General features: G+C 50.3%; 17 protein-coding genes. 14 read left to right on the forward strand and 3 right to left on the reverse strand.

The features are described 5' to 3' along the window. Nucleotides 1–3 precede the first annotated feature (3 nt). The 12 genes from flhF (at nucleotide 4) to WKR14_RS07055 (ending at nucleotide 10853) form a co-directional block, all read left to right on the forward strand. The gene (flhF, locus tag WKR14_RS07000) at nucleotides 4–1380 is read left to right on the forward strand and encodes a flagellar biosynthesis protein FlhF (RefSeq protein WP_101056076.1); all 1377 of its coding nucleotides are present in this window, start codon (nucleotides 4–6) and stop codon (nucleotides 1378–1380) included. Nucleotides 1381–1384: 4 nt separating this feature from the next. Then, nucleotides 1385–2266, forward strand: coding sequence for a MinD/ParA family protein (locus WKR14_RS07005; RefSeq protein WP_039035673.1), 882 nt, complete (start codon nucleotides 1385–1387; stop codon nucleotides 2264–2266). Then, on the forward strand, nucleotides 2259–2978 hold the full coding sequence (locus tag WKR14_RS07010) for an RNA polymerase sigma factor FliA (protein WP_335921982.1): 720 nt from the start codon (nucleotides 2259–2261) through the stop codon (nucleotides 2976–2978). The genes WKR14_RS07005 and WKR14_RS07010 overlap by 8 nt, the downstream gene beginning before the upstream one ends. A gap of 47 nt (nucleotides 2979–3025) precedes the next feature. Then, complete coding sequence (gene cheY / locus WKR14_RS07015; protein WP_025011074.1) at nucleotides 3026–3409, forward strand: chemotaxis response regulator CheY; 384 nt, start codon at nucleotides 3026–3028, stop codon at nucleotides 3407–3409. Nucleotides 3410–3422: 13 nt separating this feature from the next. After that, nucleotides 3423–4160 carry a protein phosphatase CheZ gene (locus tag WKR14_RS07020; protein ID WP_039035653.1) on the forward strand — a complete coding sequence of 246 codons (738 nt, stop codon included), beginning with the start codon at nucleotides 3423–3425 and terminating at the stop codon, nucleotides 4158–4160. Nucleotides 4161–4175: 15 nt separating this feature from the next. Continuing rightward, on the forward strand, nucleotides 4176–6473 hold the full coding sequence (locus tag WKR14_RS07025; protein ID WP_226564840.1) for a chemotaxis protein CheA: 2298 nt from the start codon (nucleotides 4176–4178) through the stop codon (nucleotides 6471–6473). 20 nt (nucleotides 6474–6493) lie between these two features. Beyond that, entirely contained in the window at nucleotides 6494–7642 is a 1149-nt protein-coding gene (locus WKR14_RS07030; protein WP_101056079.1) for a protein-glutamate methylesterase/protein-glutamine glutaminase, read from the forward strand. After that, nucleotides 7635–8120, forward strand: coding sequence for a membrane anchored protein in chemotaxis locus (locus WKR14_RS07035; protein ID WP_287591187.1), 486 nt, complete (start codon nucleotides 7635–7637; stop codon nucleotides 8118–8120). The genes WKR14_RS07030 and WKR14_RS07035 overlap by 8 nt, the downstream gene beginning before the upstream one ends. Nucleotides 8121–8196: 76 nt before the next feature. Beyond that, nucleotides 8197–8988 carry a ParA family protein gene (locus WKR14_RS07040; RefSeq protein ID WP_101056081.1) on the forward strand — a complete coding sequence of 264 codons (792 nt, stop codon included), beginning with the start codon at nucleotides 8197–8199 and terminating at the stop codon, nucleotides 8986–8988. Then, nucleotides 8972–9907: a chemotaxis protein CheW gene (locus WKR14_RS07045; protein ID WP_339087543.1), complete on the forward strand. Its 936-nt coding sequence runs from the start codon at nucleotides 8972–8974 to the stop codon at nucleotides 9905–9907. The genes WKR14_RS07040 and WKR14_RS07045 overlap by 17 nt, the downstream gene beginning before the upstream one ends. A 7-nt stretch (nucleotides 9908–9914) precedes the next feature. Then, the gene (locus tag WKR14_RS07050; protein ID WP_101056083.1) at nucleotides 9915–10409 is read left to right on the forward strand and encodes a chemotaxis protein CheW; all 495 of its coding nucleotides are present in this window, start codon (nucleotides 9915–9917) and stop codon (nucleotides 10407–10409) included. A 33-nt stretch (nucleotides 10410–10442) separates the two neighbouring features. Continuing rightward, nucleotides 10443–10853, forward strand: a complete 411-nt coding sequence (locus WKR14_RS07055) for a DUF2802 domain-containing protein (protein WP_101096111.1) — start codon at nucleotides 10443–10445, stop codon at nucleotides 10851–10853. A gap of 130 nt (nucleotides 10854–10983) precedes the next feature. Here WKR14_RS07055 and WKR14_RS07060 read toward each other — a convergent pair whose 3' ends face one another. Together WKR14_RS07060 and WKR14_RS07065 are read right to left on the reverse strand one after the other, a co-directional pair. Further along, complete coding sequence (locus WKR14_RS07060; RefSeq protein ID WP_144361902.1) at nucleotides 10984–11307, reverse strand: EscU/YscU/HrcU family type III secretion system export apparatus switch protein; 324 nt, start codon at nucleotides 11305–11307, stop codon at nucleotides 10984–10986. Nucleotides 11308–11316: 9 nt separating this feature from the next. Next, a complete protein-coding gene (locus WKR14_RS07065; protein WP_339087544.1) occupies nucleotides 11317–13035 on the reverse strand; it encodes a hypothetical protein in 1719 nt (572 codons plus the stop codon). Nucleotides 13036–13338: 303 nt separating this feature from the next. On the opposite strand from WKR14_RS07065, the gene WKR14_RS07070 reads away from it, so the two are divergent. Both WKR14_RS07070 and WKR14_RS07075 read left to right on the forward strand, forming a co-directional pair. Next, complete coding sequence (locus WKR14_RS07070) at nucleotides 13339–14109, forward strand: VacJ family lipoprotein (RefSeq protein WP_339087545.1); 771 nt, start codon at nucleotides 13339–13341, stop codon at nucleotides 14107–14109. A gap of 77 nt (nucleotides 14110–14186) precedes the next feature. Further along, the gene (locus tag WKR14_RS07075) at nucleotides 14187–15293 is read left to right on the forward strand and encodes a response regulator (RefSeq protein ID WP_101056087.1); all 1107 of its coding nucleotides are present in this window, start codon (nucleotides 14187–14189) and stop codon (nucleotides 15291–15293) included. 99 nt (nucleotides 15294–15392) lie between these two features. On the opposite strand, the gene WKR14_RS07080 is transcribed toward WKR14_RS07075, so the two are convergent. Then, nucleotides 15393–16904: a peptide MFS transporter gene (locus tag WKR14_RS07080; protein WP_101056088.1), complete on the reverse strand. Its 1512-nt coding sequence runs from the start codon at nucleotides 16902–16904 to the stop codon at nucleotides 15393–15395. Nucleotides 16905–17239 lie beyond the last annotated feature (335 nt).

The following is a 17239-nucleotide window of genomic DNA, read 5'->3' on the forward strand; positions in this document are numbered from 1 at the left end:
AGAGTGAAGATTAAACGTTTTTTTGCCAAAGATATGCGCGCAGCCCTGGCTCAGGTGAAAGAGACTCTGGGCGCAGATGCCGTGATCATGTCCAATAAAAAGGTTACCGGCGGCATCGAAATAGTGGCAGCGGTTGATTATGACGACCCCAAGCCAGCAGCGGCACCAACCGCATCGCCTTTTATGGAATTGGGAGAGGATAAAGTCTCCCTCGGCGCTGGGCATGTACACACTAGCAGAAAAGCCAAACCAGAGCCTGTGGCCGACTCTTTGCAAGCTTTACTTGAGCGGCAACAGAGCCGTTTGAATGAACAGCTTGGGCAGCAAAGTAACGTCAAGGAACTCGAGATGCCGGCTTGGGCCCAAGGGCTTACTGAAGAGCACAAACCTGCACCACAGCTGCGGGAAAAGACACCGGAGCGGGTAAGCAAGGGCAACAGCGCCAAGCAACAGCAAGAGATGGAGGCCATGCGTGAAGAGCTGGCTTCGCTGCGCGGCTTGTTGACGCACCAGCTGTCCAGTCTAATGGCAGATCAGCGCAGCCGCACCGATCCCGTCGGCGCTATGCTGGAACGTAAATTATTGGAAGCTGAATTCTCCCCTGAAGTTGCCGAGCGTCTGGCATCGCTGAGTCAGCACTATCAAAGCGCTGAGCTTGGACATGCCTTGCCGCAAAGTCTGGCAAACCTGCTTGATAATCAGGGGGATGATTTAATGCGTCAGGGTGGAATTGTCGCCCTGGTCGGCCCTACAGGAGTCGGTAAAACCACGACATTGGCTAAACTGGCGGCCCGTTTTATTGCCCATCATGGCCCGGATTCCGTATTGTTGGTTACCATGGACCATTATCGCATCGGAGCCTTTGAGCAATTGGCAACTTATGGCAAAATAATGGGATGCCCGGTGAAGCAAGCTCATGACCTCAATGAGTTGGAGCAGATACTGTATCAGTTCCGCAGCCGGAAGCTGGTTTTGATAGATACCGCTGGTATGGGTCAAAGGGATATGCGCCTGTACCAACAACTGGATAATCTTGCCGCCAATACCCGTTTGCCTATTCGTAGCTATCTGGTGCTCTCGGCGACCGGCCAACGTCGGGTGCTTGAAGAGGCGGTAAGTCATTTCCAGCGAATTGATCTCGCGGGGGCGGTTTTAACTAAACTTGATGAGTCCGTCTCTTTGGGGGCCGCGTTGAGCGTGTTGATCCAAAGTGGATTATCATTAAGTTATATTACTGATGGTCAAAGGGTTCCTGAGGATATGCAGGTCGCCGATACCCTGACCTTGGCCAAGCAGGCATTGGCCATACTGAACAAGACTGAAGCAAGTCATTTTAATAATAAAGCCAGGTCAGAAGAGATGACCTATGCATTTGAGTAAAGCTATGACCCGGGACCAAGCGAGCGGTTTACGAATGATGAATCAACCAAATAACGAAAAAGTAAAAGTAATTGCCGTGACCGGAGGCAAGGGGGGCGTGGGTAAAACCAGTGTCTCCATCAATACTGCGGTTGCTCTGGCAGAAAAAGGCAAACGTGTCCTGGTTTTGGATGCTGACTTAGGGTTGGCTAATGTGGATGTGATGCTCGGCCTACGCGCCGAACGCAATTTGTCCCATGTGCTATCGGGAGAGTCTGAACTTGATGATATTATCGTTCGTGGCCCAAAAGGAATAGGCATTATTCCTGCCACCTCGGGGACTCAGGCAATGGTCGAACTGACTGCGGCACAGCACGCCGGGCTTATCCGCGCCTTCAGCGAAATGAAAACCCAGTTTGATATCTTGGTAGTCGATACGGCCGCCGGGATCTCGGATATGGTACTCAGCTTCTCTCGTGCATCACAGGATGTACTCGTGGTTGTCTGTGATGAACCCACCTCTATTACCGACGCTTATGCGCTGATTAAGATACTCAGTCGTGAGCATGGTGTGTTCCGCTTCAAAATTGTCGCAAATATGGTACGGAGTTTGCGGGAAGGGATGGAGTTATTTGCTAAGCTCAGTAAAGTAACAGACAGATTTTTGGATGTGGCACTTGAACTTGTGGCAACTATCCCGTTCGACGAGAATCTGCGTAAGTCGGTGCGGAAACAGAAACTGATAGTGGAAGCTTATCCCAAGTCTCCGGCCAGTATTGCTTATCATGGACTGGCAAACAAGATTATGAGCTGGCCTATACCTCAGCAACCTGGGGGGCATCTCGAGTTTTTTGTTGAGCGCTTGGTTCAAAGGACAGATTACCGAGAGGATGGTACGAGTGAATAAAGCGGCTGCATACGCAGGTTTAAACGATAAGACACAGATCGTTGAGCATTATGCACCGCTGGTAAAACGAATAGCCCATCATCTGCTTGCCCGTCTGCCTGCATCGGTTCAACTCGATGACCTGCTGCAGGCCGGCATGATGGGATTGCTGGAAGCTTCATCCAAGTTTGATGGCAGTAAAGGCGCCAAATTTGAGACCTTTGCCGGGATCCGCATCCGTGGCGCCATGATAGATGAGATACGCCGTGGCGACTGGGTTCCGCGCTCGGTTCATCGCAATAACCGGCGAGTCGCTCAGGTGATGGATGAGCTTGAACAGGAGTTGGGGCGGGATGCCCGTGATAGTGAAATTGCCGAGCGATTGGAGATGTCGTTGGATGAATATCATCATATTCTCAATGATGTCTCTACCGGTAAAATCATAGGAATAGAAGATTTGGGGGTAGCGCCCGATGTGTTGATGTCGGAAGATATGCCGGCAGATGACACTTTTGAGGGCCTGGCTCAAAGCCAATTCCATTCAGCCTTAACCGATGCCATTAAGCGCTTGCCAGAGCGCGATGCCTTGGTTTTGTCGCTGTATTATGACGAAGCACTGAATTTAAAAGAGATTGGTGTCATTCTTGAGGTAAGTGAGTCCCGGGTGAGCCAGATCCATAGTCAGGCCATGCTGAGGCTGAAAGCCAAACTCAAGCATTGGACACAAGCGTAATTAATGATTGAGCAACTTATAAGTATGTCAGCTCACCGGAGGAAACCTTGGACAAGAATATGAAGATTCTTATCGTTGACGACTTTTCAACGATGAGACGGATCATTAAGAACTTGTTGCGAGACCTGGGGTTCAATAACACCCAGGAAGCAGACGATGGTTCAACAGCTCTGCCTATGCTGCAAAAGGGCGACTTTGACTTCGTCGTGACCGACTGGAATATGCCTGGGATGCAGGGAATCGATCTGCTCAAGGCGATTCGCGCCGACGAGCATCTCAAACATATCCCTGTGTTAATGGTAACTGCCGAAGCCAAACGTGAACAGATTATTGCGGCGGCTCAGGCCGGCGTGAATGGTTATGTTGTTAAGCCTTTTACCGCGGCTACGTTGAAAGAGAAATTGGATAAGATTTTCGAACGGCTCGGTTGAGTGGGGTGATGCAATGAAAGCAGAGACATCCGGGCTGGTGACTTTGGAGCAGGCACAGGAATTGGTTGCCCTGCTCAGTCAAGGAGAGCAGGACAAGGCCGACGAATTGCTGCGGGAACTGGCGGCTCCCCTGCAAAGGGACCTGTTCGAAGAAGTCGGTAAGTTGACCCGCCAGTTGCACAACGCCTTAGTGGATTTTCAGGTAGATAGCCGCCTTATTGAGCTTGCCAACACTGATATCCCCGATGCCAAAGAACGTCTTACCTATGTCATTGATATGACAGAGCAAGCAGCCAACAAAACTATGGACGCAGTCGAAGAATGCCTGCCTTTGTCGGATGCTTTGAGCACCAACCTGCAAAATGTCAAACCAGCCTGGGATAAGCTGATGCGCCGTGATTTGGCCTTGCATGAGTTCAAGGGCCTGTGTCATGACGTACAACACTTTATGCAACAGAGTGAAGCTGATGCTTGTCGGCTGCGGGAATTACTGAATCAGATACTGATGGCTCAGGATTTTCAGGATTTGACCGGACAGATGATCCGTCGGGTCATAGAACTGGTGCGGGAAGTGGAAAACAGCTTGGTTTCTTTGCTGACCGTGTTCGGTGAGCAGCCGCTGGATGATCTCTGTGGCGCTGAGGATAAGAGCATAGAGGCAGAAGGTCCCATACTGAACGCAGAGCAACGCGAAGACGTGGTGAATGGTCAGGATGAAGTCGATGATCTGCTATCAAGTCTGGGTTTCTAATTAGGAGTCAATTTAATGGCCTTTGATGTTGATGAAGAGATACTCCAGGATTTTTTGATTGAAGCTGGCGAGATCCTTGAGCTGTTGCAGGAACAGCTGGTATCTCTGGAAAATAATCCGGAAGATACAGATTTGCTCAACGCCATCTTCAGGGGATTTCACACGGTCAAAGGCGGTGCAGGATTCCTCGGGTTAGGGCCCATGGTGGATGTCTGCCACGAGGCAGAAAACACCTTCGATTTATTGCGTACCGGTAAGCGCAGTGTCAACTCCGAGTTGATGGATATCATACTGCAAGCGTTGGACACGATTAACACCATGTTCAACCAAACCCAGTCCGGTCAGGAGCAGGAAGCTGCAGATGAAGTGTTATTGGCGAAACTTAAGCTGCTTAGCTCAGGTGCGCCTTTGCCTTCAGAACAGGCTCAGGCGGAAACGCCTGCCGCAGTTGAAACCGGCGATGAGAGTGTTGATGAGTTATTTGATGGCATGCTTGATAGCGCCGCGGTGGAGCTGTTTGAGGAGCCAACTTCACAATCCCCCGAGACATCGAACCAAAGCGGTGCAGCCAGTATAGATGAAATCGATGAAGCCGAGTTTGAAGCCTTGCTGGATGCCTTGCATGGTTCAGGCAAGGGACCTTCTGCCGGTAGTACTCCGGCCCCGAGTAGTGATGCTACCAACTCCAGCGACAGCGCCTCTGTAAGTTCTTCTTCGGATGACATCACTGACGATGAATTTGAACGACTGCTCGATGAGTTGCATGGTAAGGGGCAGTTTGCCGCGGCGCCTGCAGCCAACAGCGCAGTCGTTGAGGAAGCCGCATCTGCCAGTGTCGATGCCGATGAAATCTCCGATGATGAGTTTGAAAAGCTCCTCGATGAGTTACATGGCAAAGGCGCCGGTCCAGGGGCTAAAGCCAGTGGTTCAGAGCCTGCTGTATCCCAACCCTCGGCATCTCAAGCTTCTACATCTCAAGCAGCCCAGTCCAAAGCGCCTGCAGCGGCTACACAAAAGGTCACAGCTGCAACTGCCAAAGTCGAGGCTCCTAAAGCCGCCGCCAAACCTCAGGCCAAGTCTCCAGCTGTTGCTAAAGAGGCTACACCTGCCAAGGCTGCAGCCAGCGTGCCGCAGGGGGAAACCACAGTTCGGGTTGATACGGCTCGTCTGGATGAGATCATGAATATGGTCGGTGAGCTGGTATTGGTGCGTAATCGCCTGGTCAGTCTTGGGATATCCCGTGAAGACGAGGAGATGTCCAAGGCGCTGGCCAATCTGGACCTAGTGACTTCCGATCTGCAGGGTGCTGTGATGAAGACCCGGATGCAGCCGATTAAGAAAGTATTCGGTCGTTTCCCTCGGGTGGTTCGCGATTTGGCCCGCAGCCTCAATAAAGAGATAGATCTGCGGATGATAGGTGAAGACACGGATCTGGATAAGAACCTGGTCGAAGCCCTTGCCGACCCTCTGGTGCACCTGGTGCGTAATTCAGTGGATCATGGTATTGAAATGCCTGATGTACGTGAGGCCAATGGTAAGCCCAGAACTGGGGTGATTACCCTGGCAGCCAGCCAGGAAGGTGATCATATTCTGCTTAAAATTGAGGATGACGGCGCCGGTATGGACGCTGGAAAACTCAAAGAGATTGCTATTAGTCGTGGCGTGCTGGATGAAGACAGCGCTGCCCGTATGTCCGATCAGGAAGCCTATAACCTGATTTTCGCCCCCGGCTTCTCGACCAAGGTAGAGATTTCTGATATTTCCGGCCGTGGGGTGGGGATGGATGTGGTTAAGACCCGTATCACCCAACTTAACGGCTCTGTACATATCGATTCAGCCAAAGGTAAAGGCACCCGTCTGGAGATTAAGGTACCCTTGACCTTGGCGATTATGCCCACTTTGATGGTGGAAGTTGCCAAGCAAGTGTTTGCCTTGCCGCTCTCCAGTGTGAATGAAATTTTCCATCTGGATCTGACCAAGACCAATATAGTGGATGGACAACTGACGGTAATTGTCAGGGAAAAAGCGGTGCCGCTGTTCTATCTCGAACGTTGGCTTAGCCGTAAACCCATGAGCTTCCAACATGGTGACAAGAAGCATGGCCATGTGGTTATAGTGCAGCTTGGCACTATGCAGATAGGCTTTGTGGTGGATGCCCTGATAGGTCAGGAAGAGGTGGTGATTAAACCGCTGGGCTCCATGTTGCACGGTACGCCGGGGATGGCGGGGGCCACTATAACATCGGACGGCGGTATTGCGCTGATCCTCGATGTACCAGGATTATTGAAGCACTACGCCAAGTCCAAGCGTTGAAGTGCTGTATAAGGATTTAAATGACCATTAAAGTTTTGGTTGTCGATGATTCGAGCTTCTTTCGACGACGAGTCAGCGAAATAGTCAATCAGGATCCTGAGCTTGAAGTGATAGGAATGGCCAATAACGGTGCCGAAGCCGTTAAGCTGGCCGCTGAGCTCAAGCCTCAGGTAATCACCATGGATATTGAAATGCCGATAATGGACGGAATAACCGCCGTGCGGCAGATAATGGCCACTCATCCGACACCTATCCTGATGTTCTCTTCTTTAACCCATGATGGCGCCAAGGCGACCCTGGATGCGCTGGACGCCGGGGCTTTGGATTTTCTACCCAAGCGTTTTGAAGATATTGCCACCAACAAGGATGAAGCGATTCGTTTGCTGCAGCAAAGGGTCAAGGCGTTGGGACGCAGGCGGATATTTCGCCCCATAGTTCGGCCGAACGTAACACCTACGCCTGCTGGTTCGTCAAACCGACCAGCAGCGTCAAGCAGTTTGCAGCGCCAGAGCTCTACAGCAGCAAGTATTGCTGCCAATCGCCAATTGCAGAGACGCAATACGGGGGCGGCGCCTGCAAGAGCCAGCGGCAAGCAATATAAATTGCTGGTGATAGGCACTTCCACCGGTGGGCCTGTGGCATTACAGCGAATATTGACCCAGTTCCCGGCGGACTATCCACATCCCATTTTATTGGTGCAGCATATGCCGGCAGCTTTTACACCGGCCTTTGCCAGCAGGCTTAATGGTTTGTGCAAGATAGAAGTCAAAGAAGCTGTCAACGGTGACATGCTCAGGCCCGGTTGCGCTTATCTTGCGCCCGGCGGCATGCAAATGATGCTGGAGCGTTCAGGGGCCTCAGGCCGGATTAAAATTCTCGCCGGCAATGAAGACATGAATTACAAGCCCTGTGTCGATATCACTTTTGCTTCGGCTTCCAAGGCGTTTGGTGGTGATGTTTTGGCGGTTATCCTGACGGGAATGGGCGCCGATGGCCGTGAAGGGGCGCGCATGCTCAAAGGTGTTGGCGCTACCATCTGGGCCCAGGATGAAGCTTCCTGTGTTGTTTATGGTATGCCGCAGGCAGTGACAACTGCCGGTATCTCCAGCCAGTCCATTTCGCTGGATAATATGGCTGAAGCGATATTGCGAGAGTCGGCTCGTGGCTGATAACGAAACGCGCATACTGGGATACCGGTTGGCGCTGTTTTTATGTTTGGTTGCCCTGTTGGTTGTGGCTGCACTTTACTGGGATTTGCGACAAAAGAACCAGCAACTGAGTGAGGAAGTCACCCAGCTTGAGTCGTCCCAAGTGCTCTTGATGGTGCCGGATGAACAGGCGGCGATTATTGCCGATTGGATGAGCCGTCATCCGCAGCAGACTGCATCCTTATTGGATGTGATTAGACCTAAGGTGGCATCGGGGGCAGAGACGGCAGCGGATGTATCGCCTCAAGTGCAAGCTCCCCGGGTGGCAGTGGCTGCAGAGAACCCTGAAAAAATAACGGTTCAAGGCACTGCTGTAACGCCAGCGCCCCAAGCTGAGACTGAAGATGCCAGGGTGACGGAGTTGGAAAATGGCGTAAAAGTAATACGTTTACCTCACGGTGGGATCCGGGTCACTACCCGTGAAGAGGGTAATGAGTAGCCGTACAAGACAAGAACGACAATAATAGTGACTCGTTTCACGAGTTGGCCGACAAGGCGAGAATAAGGGGCAGAAAGTGAAGGTCTGGACCATTGCAAACCAAAAAGGCGGAGTGGGCAAAACCACAACAGTAGCCAGTTTGGCGGGCACGCTGGCCAAGCGTGGTCAGCGGGTTCTGATGATAGACACAGATCCCCATGCTTCGCTGGGTTACTATTTGGGCATAGATTCGGAAGAGGTGCCCGGCTCATTATATGACCTGTTTCTGGCTCATAAGCAGCTTGACACCTCTTTGGTAAAGCAGCATGCGGTTCCCACCTCGGTTGAGGGAGTCGATCTTTTGGCGGCAACTATGGCGTTGGCAACTTTGGATCGCGCCCTTGGTCACCAGGAAGGCATGGGGCTGGTGCTGCGTAATATTCTCAAGTCGGTTGAGGATGACTATGATGTCGCCTTGGTCGACTGTCCTCCTGTGCTGGGGGTATTGATGGTCAATGCTCTGGCAGCCAGCCAACATATAGTGATCCCGGTTCAGACCGAGTTTTTGGCGATTAAAGGCCTGGATAGAATGATCAAAACTATGGAGCTGATGGGGCGCTCGAAGAAGATCCGCTACAGTTACTCCATAGTGCCAACCATGTATGACAGACGCACCAAGGCTTCGCCCGCAGCTTTGCAGCATCTCGGCGAGGTATACGGCGATACCTTATGGCCGGATGTTATCCCTGTGGATACCAAGTTTCGCGACGCCAGTTTGGCCCACCTGCCGGCGTCCCACTATGCCCCCAACACGCGGGGGGTGAAGGCCTACGAGCGTTTGCTCGATTATCTGCTGGCGGGGGAGTTTAATCATGTCAAAATCGGTTGATGAGACTGTTTTTGATTATTTCAACCTGTTGCTGACTGAGTCTGACCCGGCAGCCCAAACGACACCCACTGGGTTAAGGGATAATACTGCTGCGCCAATAGAGGCTGAGCCCAAGATGACGGTCATTTCCCGGCCTGATACAAGTGCCGAGCAATATCCGGCAGCGCAGAAGACGCCGACACTTGACCGCAATGCGCTGGAGCAGTTGTTGGCGCCGGTGTTTAAAGAGGCGGTTGCTGAGACGAAAGCGGCTGAAGTGGCTACAGAAACGCCGTTGAAAACGGTTAACAAGCTTGAACCGCAGGTGGAAGCTATTGCCGGGCAGTTGAATGTTCAAACTGATGCCGCCGTGAGCGAACAGGCTCAGACCCAAGAGCTAACAGAGCCTGAGCGACAGGAAGTGGTGCAATTGGAGACGCAAGTCGGCGCACCGGCAGTGCCTCTAGAACCGCTTAAGGATCAACTGGAAGACGAGTTTCAAGTATTGTTCTTTAAAGTGGCGGGACTGACATTGGCGGTGCCGCTGATAAGTCTGGGCGGTATCGTCAGAATAGAGCGTATTAATCATATTTTTGGACGCCCAAGCTGGTTTATGGGGGTTCAGGGCTACCGGAATTCACAACTGAATATCGTTGATACCTGTGCCTGGGTTATGCCGGAAAAATACGACGATAAACTGGCGCAATCCGTAAATTATCAATATCTTGTAGTATTGGAAAACAGTAATTGGGGTTTGGCTTGTGAGTCTTTGGTCAATGCGGTCAAAATTGACAAGTCGCAGGTCAACTGGCGAGGCAGTCAAGGTAAACGCCCCTGGTTGGCCGGAGTAGTGAAAGAACAAATGTGTGGCATTTTACATGTGCAGGCATTGATTGAAATGCTCAATGCCGGGTTAGGTTGTCAGGATCCGATAGACTGAGGTAAATATGACTGATTCAAGAAATGTAGCAGCGGTATCTGCAAGCAAGGACGATGCCGTTCTCCAGTGGGTAACCTTCAGGCTGGATAACGAAACCTATGGCATCAACGTGATGCAGGTTCAGGAAGTATTGCGTTATACCGAAATTGCCCCGGTTCCGGGGGCTCCTCACTATGTATTGGGGATCATCAATCTGCGCGGTAATGTGGTGACTGTTATTGATACCCGCTCGCGTTTTGGCTTACCTTCCTCAGAAGTGGACGACTCTACCCGAATCGTAATTATCGAAGCGGAAAAGCAGGTGATAGGTATTTTGGTCGACAGTGTGGCTGAAGTGGTTTATCTGCGCCGTTCTGAAATCGATAACGCGCCGAATGTGGGTACCGAAGAGAGTGCCAAGTTTATTCAGGGCGTCAGCAACCGTGGTGATGAGCTATTGATCTTGGTCGACTTGGACAAGCTGCTTTCAGATGATGAATGGGCCGAGTTGGCACAGATCTGATAGGCCTTGGTGGAAAAGGAGTTTTAACCCATGATGGGCGATGGTTTCTTGATCGCTGCGCTGGTATATGTCATTGCCTGTCTCGGACTGGTGCTGTACCTGCAAAAACAAAGCAACAAGCTCAGGAACAAGGTTGAGGCGTTAACTGTCCTGGTCAAGGAAAGCGACCGACAAAGAGAGTCCTTCAAGCGGGAGCTGCAGGAGCTGCGTAGCGGTACCATAGGCGTTGGCCGTCGGGTGTTGGAGCTTGAAAAACGTCTCGCGCAGCAAAATGCTCGTCTGGATGAGTCAATGCAGCAGGACCCTCAGGCCAAGCTATACAGCCGGGCAATGAAAATGGTGCAACTGGGAGCCGGTGTCGATGAGCTGATCCGTGAGTGTGAGCTACCCAAAGCGGAAGCTGAACTCTTAATTCGCTTGCATGGCAAGACAGCCCGGGCCTGATAATCAACCAAATAAAAAGAGCGCATCTTGGATGCGCTCTTTTTATTTCTATCGTAATGAAAACCAATGAATCCCCTTCAAGGTGTTGCAGCTTTCAAGGTAACCCTTTGCCTGTGTTAGCTCTCTTTCTTTAGGCCTTGTCGACAATTCTTTGATGCAGGTTATTCCACTGCTCGGGAAACTTGCCATCCAGCATATAGACAAAAGCGATCAGCTCAGCGATCAGTTGATAGAGTTCCTTGGGGATCTCTTGTCCTAACTCCAGCATTTGCAGAAAATCACTTAAGTAAGGATCTTGATGGATATGAATACCCGCCTCTTTTGCCAAAGCGATAATCTCTTCAGCCAGCAGATCTTGCCCTTTGGCGGTGATTTTGGGCGCAGTTTTGCCATCATAACTCAGGGCCACCGCCTGACGAGGTTTGTTTGGCTTGTCGTTTGAATCTTCGGACATGGTCTTTCCTCAGGCCTTCAGTTGTACCAGGTAATGATCGCCGGGCAACAGGGACGCGGGTACAGGGGCAACGTGGGCGTTCAATTCATTGGGAGTGAGTCCTAACTGAAGCAACTTTTGCGACAGTGGTTGCAGGAAATTACTGACTCTATTGATCAGGGTTTGGGTGCTGCCGATAAACTGCAGGTCGACCTTGGTATCCTTCACTTGCGCTTTAATGAGCAAGGAGCCCATTCCCAGGTTAAACTTGAGCTGCAACTGCCAGGCTTTGTCTTTGTCTTTGTCCGTGTCCTGATCCGACTCTTGATGCTCGAACTTGCCTTCCAGTTGCTCATTTCTTTGGTTGAGATAGTAGGGCAGCATAAAATACCAGCATTGACCGCCGTTATCTGTATTGGCCTGTTGATAGAGTGCTACCGCCTGAGACATCTGCTGCAGCGCATCCAGTGTACCTTGCTTTTCCAGCGAGGCCAGTTGGTAATTTTGCAAACCGGATTGACTTTGCAACCCTTCTAAATATTGCCTCAAACGCTGAGGTACACTGAGGTTTTGATTGCCGGCCCTGATGCCAAGCAACAGCTGAAACAAGGTGGTAATGGCACCGGCTTGTGTCAGCGTTTGCGACGGTGCTTGTTGGTGGGTTAGTTGTAATCCAGTGAGGCCCAGTAGTTCAGCTCTCAGCAAAGAGGGCTCGGTCAGTTCACTCAGGGGGACAGGCGATAACGCCGGTAGCTGCTTGAGTAGCTCTGTCGCCTGGTTGTATTTGATTTCAAGAGCCATTGCCTCGGCCCTCGGCATGGCTCCGGCTTTGTTAAAGGCGCGCTGAAGAAAGTTGAGTTCGGGCGTTTTCGGCGCCTCTGATGTTACTTTATCGGATCTTGTCCTAGTCGTTGGTTTTTCCGTTGGGGCGGTTGGTTTTTCTGCTGTAGTTGTCCTTGCCAACTGTTGTAAAGCCTGAAGTGAAGCTTTGTCTGTCCTTGGTAAAACAGCCGCTCTTGACTCAACCAAGCTAATTTTATCAAGTGTTTGCTGTGTCAAAGGTAATGCAGCTGTCGATACCTTACTGCCAGGCGCCGTTATTGAATTGGTTTTGGAGTCAATACTCGCTCGGGTCTCTGAGTTTATTTGCGGCGCTTGAGCTTTGGGTTGTTGTTCCAGAAGTTTGATTAACCTGGCATAGGTTTGGGCGAGTTCCGGCTTGGTTATCAGACGCTCATTTGCCACATCGGTCGTTGTTGTTGACAAAGCAGGGGCCGGCGATAGTTTCACATCCAGTCTTGCGTTAATAGGGCTTAATTCCAGCTGCAGCCCTTGATTGTTGCTGATGACCTTGGCGACATATTCTCCTGCCGGTAGTTGTAACTGCGCCGGAAAGGCTATGCTGGTACCGTTGGCAAAGCGCATATCAGCCTGAGAAACAGTTAACATGGGTAGCGGGTAGCCTTGTGGTCTGGCTGCCAACTGTTGCAGTACGGTTTGGCTGATGCCATTTTTGGCTGCCAGCTGCATCAGTGCATCCGGCAGCTTTATCTGTACTTCATTCGCCAGCCACAGCAATTGCACCGGCCTGCCTTGAATAATCTCCCCTAAGGGACGGGTCAGCTCCAGCAGGGCAGTATTGGACTGATATATAAGTGCTTTAGCTTGTGTGTTGGCCTGAGGTTCGACGAACTGCAATTGGTACTGAGTATTTTGCAACTCTAATCTGAGCTCGCTACCTAAATCCACTACAGTTACCGGTAACAGCGGAATAGACACGTTTGTTTGAGAGGAAGGCCCTGGCCCTGAAGGCGGGATTGTACCTTTGATTGGATCCATTGTTGCAAACCCCACTCCTCTAGTTGATTTCTTGATGGGCAATCGTAAATTTAAATTTGATCTATTTCCTCAGCGAAGTATCCTTATCCGTCCGAATCGGCATTGGTAGAAGGTTGATTGTCGCACTGGATAATCTTGTTATCGGCGCATAGTAATCAAAGCTTTAACAGTTTTTCGGTTTGACTACAGTGGTACTTATACAAAGAGAGTAATATGAAGTTTAAATGGATTCTGATGCTTGCGGCTGCCCTGGGGGTTCATTCGGCAGTGGCTGCAGAAAGCGGTGAAGGAAAGAATACACAGGACGTACGCATCAGCTACAGTGACCCGCGGGATCCTATCGAAGGGTTCAACCGAGCCATGTGGGACTTCAACTACCTTTATCTGGATAGGTATCTCTATCGTCCAGTTGCTCATGGTTATAACGATTATCTGCCCATTCCGGTTAAATCAGGCATTAATAACTTTGTTCTTAACCTGGAAGAGCCCCACAGTCTGGTAAACAACACGCTGCAAGGCAAGTGGGGCTGGGCCTTGAATGCCGGAGGCCGTTTTACCGTTAACTCAACCGTGGGGTTGCTCGGCCTGATTGACGTCGCCGATATGATGGGAATGCCCCGTAAACAGGACGACTTCAACGAAGTGCTGGGTTACTACGGTGTACCTAACGGGCCTTACTTTATGGCACCATTCTTCGGTCCTTATATCACCCGTGAACTCGCTTCAGATTGGGTGGATGGTCTATACTTTCCTTTGTCAGAATTAACTATGTGGCAGTCAGTGATCAAGTGGGGGCTGAAGAATCTCCACGCACGCTCAGTTGCCATAGATCAAGAAAGATTAGTAGACAACGCGCTCGATCCATACACTTTCGTTAAAGACGCTTATATACAGCACATGGACTATAAGGTGTACGACGGCAATTTGCCTTCGAATGAGGACGAAGACGAGTTGCTAGATGAATATATGCAGGAACTGGAGTAACCCACCCTCTGCTTCTCTACCCGCAGGAGGTTAAAGGTTACTCGTTACCGGCGATTGATACCTGCGGGGATTTAACCATGGCGCTGAACAGTCTCAATGTACTGCTGGTTGAGGATGACCCTGTTTTTCGCAATATTGTTGCCGCCTTTTTGAGTGGACGGGGCGCCAATGTTGTTGAAGCCGAGGACGGTGAGCAAGGGCTGCAGAGTTTCAAAAGCCAGAAATATGATGTGGTGGTAGCCGATCTTTCCATGCCTCGAATGGGGGGCTTGGAAATGCTCAAGGCGATGTCGCGCATTAACCCCGCTATTCCTTCCATTGTGATCTCCGGAAATCAGGTTATGGCCGATGTAGTCGAGGCTCTGCGGATAGGTGCCTGCGATTACTTGGTTAAGCCAGTATCCGATCTTTACAGTATCGAGCACGCTATTAATCAATGCCTGACATCTGTGGATCAGGAGCACGCTGCTGTTAATCGGGACGTGGAAGAACTCTCTTTTATGGAGCTGAATGAAAACTTGGCTTTGCTTGAGCAAAATGCAGAAGCAGCCAGATGCGTGCAGCAACAGCTATTCCCCGCGAGTCATATTGAATATCCCAAGGCCAGATTGGATTACAGTCTGTTCAAGCACGAACAGGTAAGTCCTTACTTTATCGATTCTGCCATGGTTGGTAACCATCATTTAATTATGTATATGGCGCACTTTCATCCGGAGGATAATCGCGCTGCTTTTGCCAGTGTGTTGATGCGGAGTTTTGTTAATCAGAAGCTTAAACTTAATCGCACCGGTGTCAGTTCTGTGGTGATAGAACCCTTCAATATGTTGAGTTATCTGAATGATCGTTTGGTCAAATCAGGCTTGGACCTTTATTGCGATATGATTTACGTGGCAATAGAACTTGATAGTTACCGGGCAGCCATTGCTCAGGCGGGCAGGGGACTGAGGTGTTACATACGTAACCAAGATGGCATTACGCCACTGGCGCTGGCGGATTCGCTGCAGTTGGGACTACTTGAGTGGGGTAAGCCAACAACTCAATTTCGAAGCTTAATGCCCGCAGAGCAGCTTTGTGTTGTTTCCAGTGAGGCAGAACATAGACAGCTGCTGCAACAAAACAGATTCCTGGGGCTGAATTTTAACCCCAAGATCCCCCAGGGGGGCTTTGTGCAACTGTCGTTGTAACGCTTCATAATGACCAAGCCAAGGTGGCAAGTCATTAAATTGCAAAAGATAAAAAAGGCTGCATACTGCAGCCTTTTTTATTCGGTAACCGAATGATTATTAGCGTTTTATCGCTTCATGCTCACCTGTTACGGCAATTTCTTGCTCCAAAGCTTCTTCTTCGGAGTGATCGTGAATTTTGCTTTCTGCGCCGTGCATCCAATCGACCAGTTTATCGGCCATAAAGTAGAGGAGCACGCCTGAAATGGCTGCCGTGATGGCAATGCCGGAGAAGATAGACATGGCATTGGCCAGCTGTTCTTCTTTCTCGCCGCCGTGACCGATAAAGGAACCTACATAGCCTGCGGTTAAGTTAGCAATAAAAATAAAGCAGAACCAAAAGCCCATCAGCAGTGACATGATACGCAGAGGGGCCAACTTAGTGACCATAGACAAACCGATAGGGGAAAGGCAAAGCTCACCCATGGTATGGAAGAAGTAGGCACCAACCAACCACCACATACTGGATTTGGCAGAGGCGTCGCCACCCATCTCCAGTACTGCACCTATCATAAACAGGAAGCCAATAGCCAAAAGTATCAGGCCGAGAGCAAATTTAACCGGTGAGTTGGGTTCTTTATTTCCAAGACGGATCCAGATAGAAGCGATCACGGGGGCAAAAACCACGATAAAAATGGCGTTCAGTGACTGGAAGTAAGTTGTCGGCACTTCCCAATTACCAATAAAGCGGTCGGTGAACTCATTGGTGAACAGATTCATCAAGCCACCGGCCTGCTCAAAACCCGCCCAGAAGATGATGGTAAACAGACCCATCACCATGATCACTTTAATGCGATCACGTTCAACTTTAGTCAGGGGTTCTTTTCTTACTTCACCGCGCTCGGCAGCACGTTGTTTTTCAATTTTTGCTGCTGGAACTGTACCTATATCACCCAAGAGTTTTTGGGCAAAAAGGAACTGAATAAGCAGAGAGATCAGCATACCAACACCGGCACAGAAGAAACCGGCTTGCCAGTTGTTAACTGTCACTTCAACGCCATCGATAATTTCTTTATGGCCAAAGTTAGTATAGGCCCAGGCGACAACAAAGCCGGACAGGGCGGCACCCAAGTTAATACCCATGTAGAAGATGGTAAAGGCGCCGTCGCGGCGGTGATCGCCTTCTTCATATAGGTCACCTACCATGGTTGAAATGTTAGGCTTAAATAGGCCGTTACCTACAATCAGGGTACCAAGACCGGCATAAAAGACTATGGTCTCCATGCCGGGCACCCAACTATGGGGGGCTGCCAAAGTGAATTGGCCTATCGCCATCAAGGCACCACCGATATAAATCGCTTTCCGCTGGCCAAGAACATTGTCGGCCAACCATCCACCCAAAAGTGGTGTCAGATAGACCAAGCCGGTAAACCAAGCGTAGAGTTTCAAAGCGTCTGCTTGAGTCCAGCCTAACCCCCCTGCGCCTTGGGTTCTTACTTGGTCAACAAGATAAAGTACCAGAATGGCACGCATCGCATAGTAACTGAATCGTTCCCAAAGCTCTGTTGTGAACAGCAGGAACAATCCCTTGGGATGTCCGAGCACAGTCCCCTGAGGTTTTGCTAAGCTCATGAAGTCTTCCACCTTAAAATTGTTAATTGGCCGTGTGACAAAAGTCGACACAGAAAGCGATTGTATTTATCCCAGCTGTTTTGCCGTTAACATCACACTGTTTTGTAAAGTGTTATGGGCATGTCTTTTAATGCGCTGTGATTGAGGCTTTGGTTTTCTGTATTGTAATTTGTTCATCAAAAGCAACAAAGCTCACCTTATATACTCTGGATCCAGTTACAAAGTCAATTTCAGGGCCGGGAAGCGGCGGCTTTATGAGCAATACATGCCTTTATGTGGTCAGACCTGTTCGGTTTGTAACCGTAATTTCAATTAGACCAAAGTGGGGGGAGGGA

The sequence above is a fragment of the Shewanella chilikensis genome (assembly GCF_037953065.1).
GTDB classification, from domain to species: domain Bacteria; phylum Pseudomonadota; class Gammaproteobacteria; order Enterobacterales; family Shewanellaceae; genus Shewanella; species Shewanella chilikensis.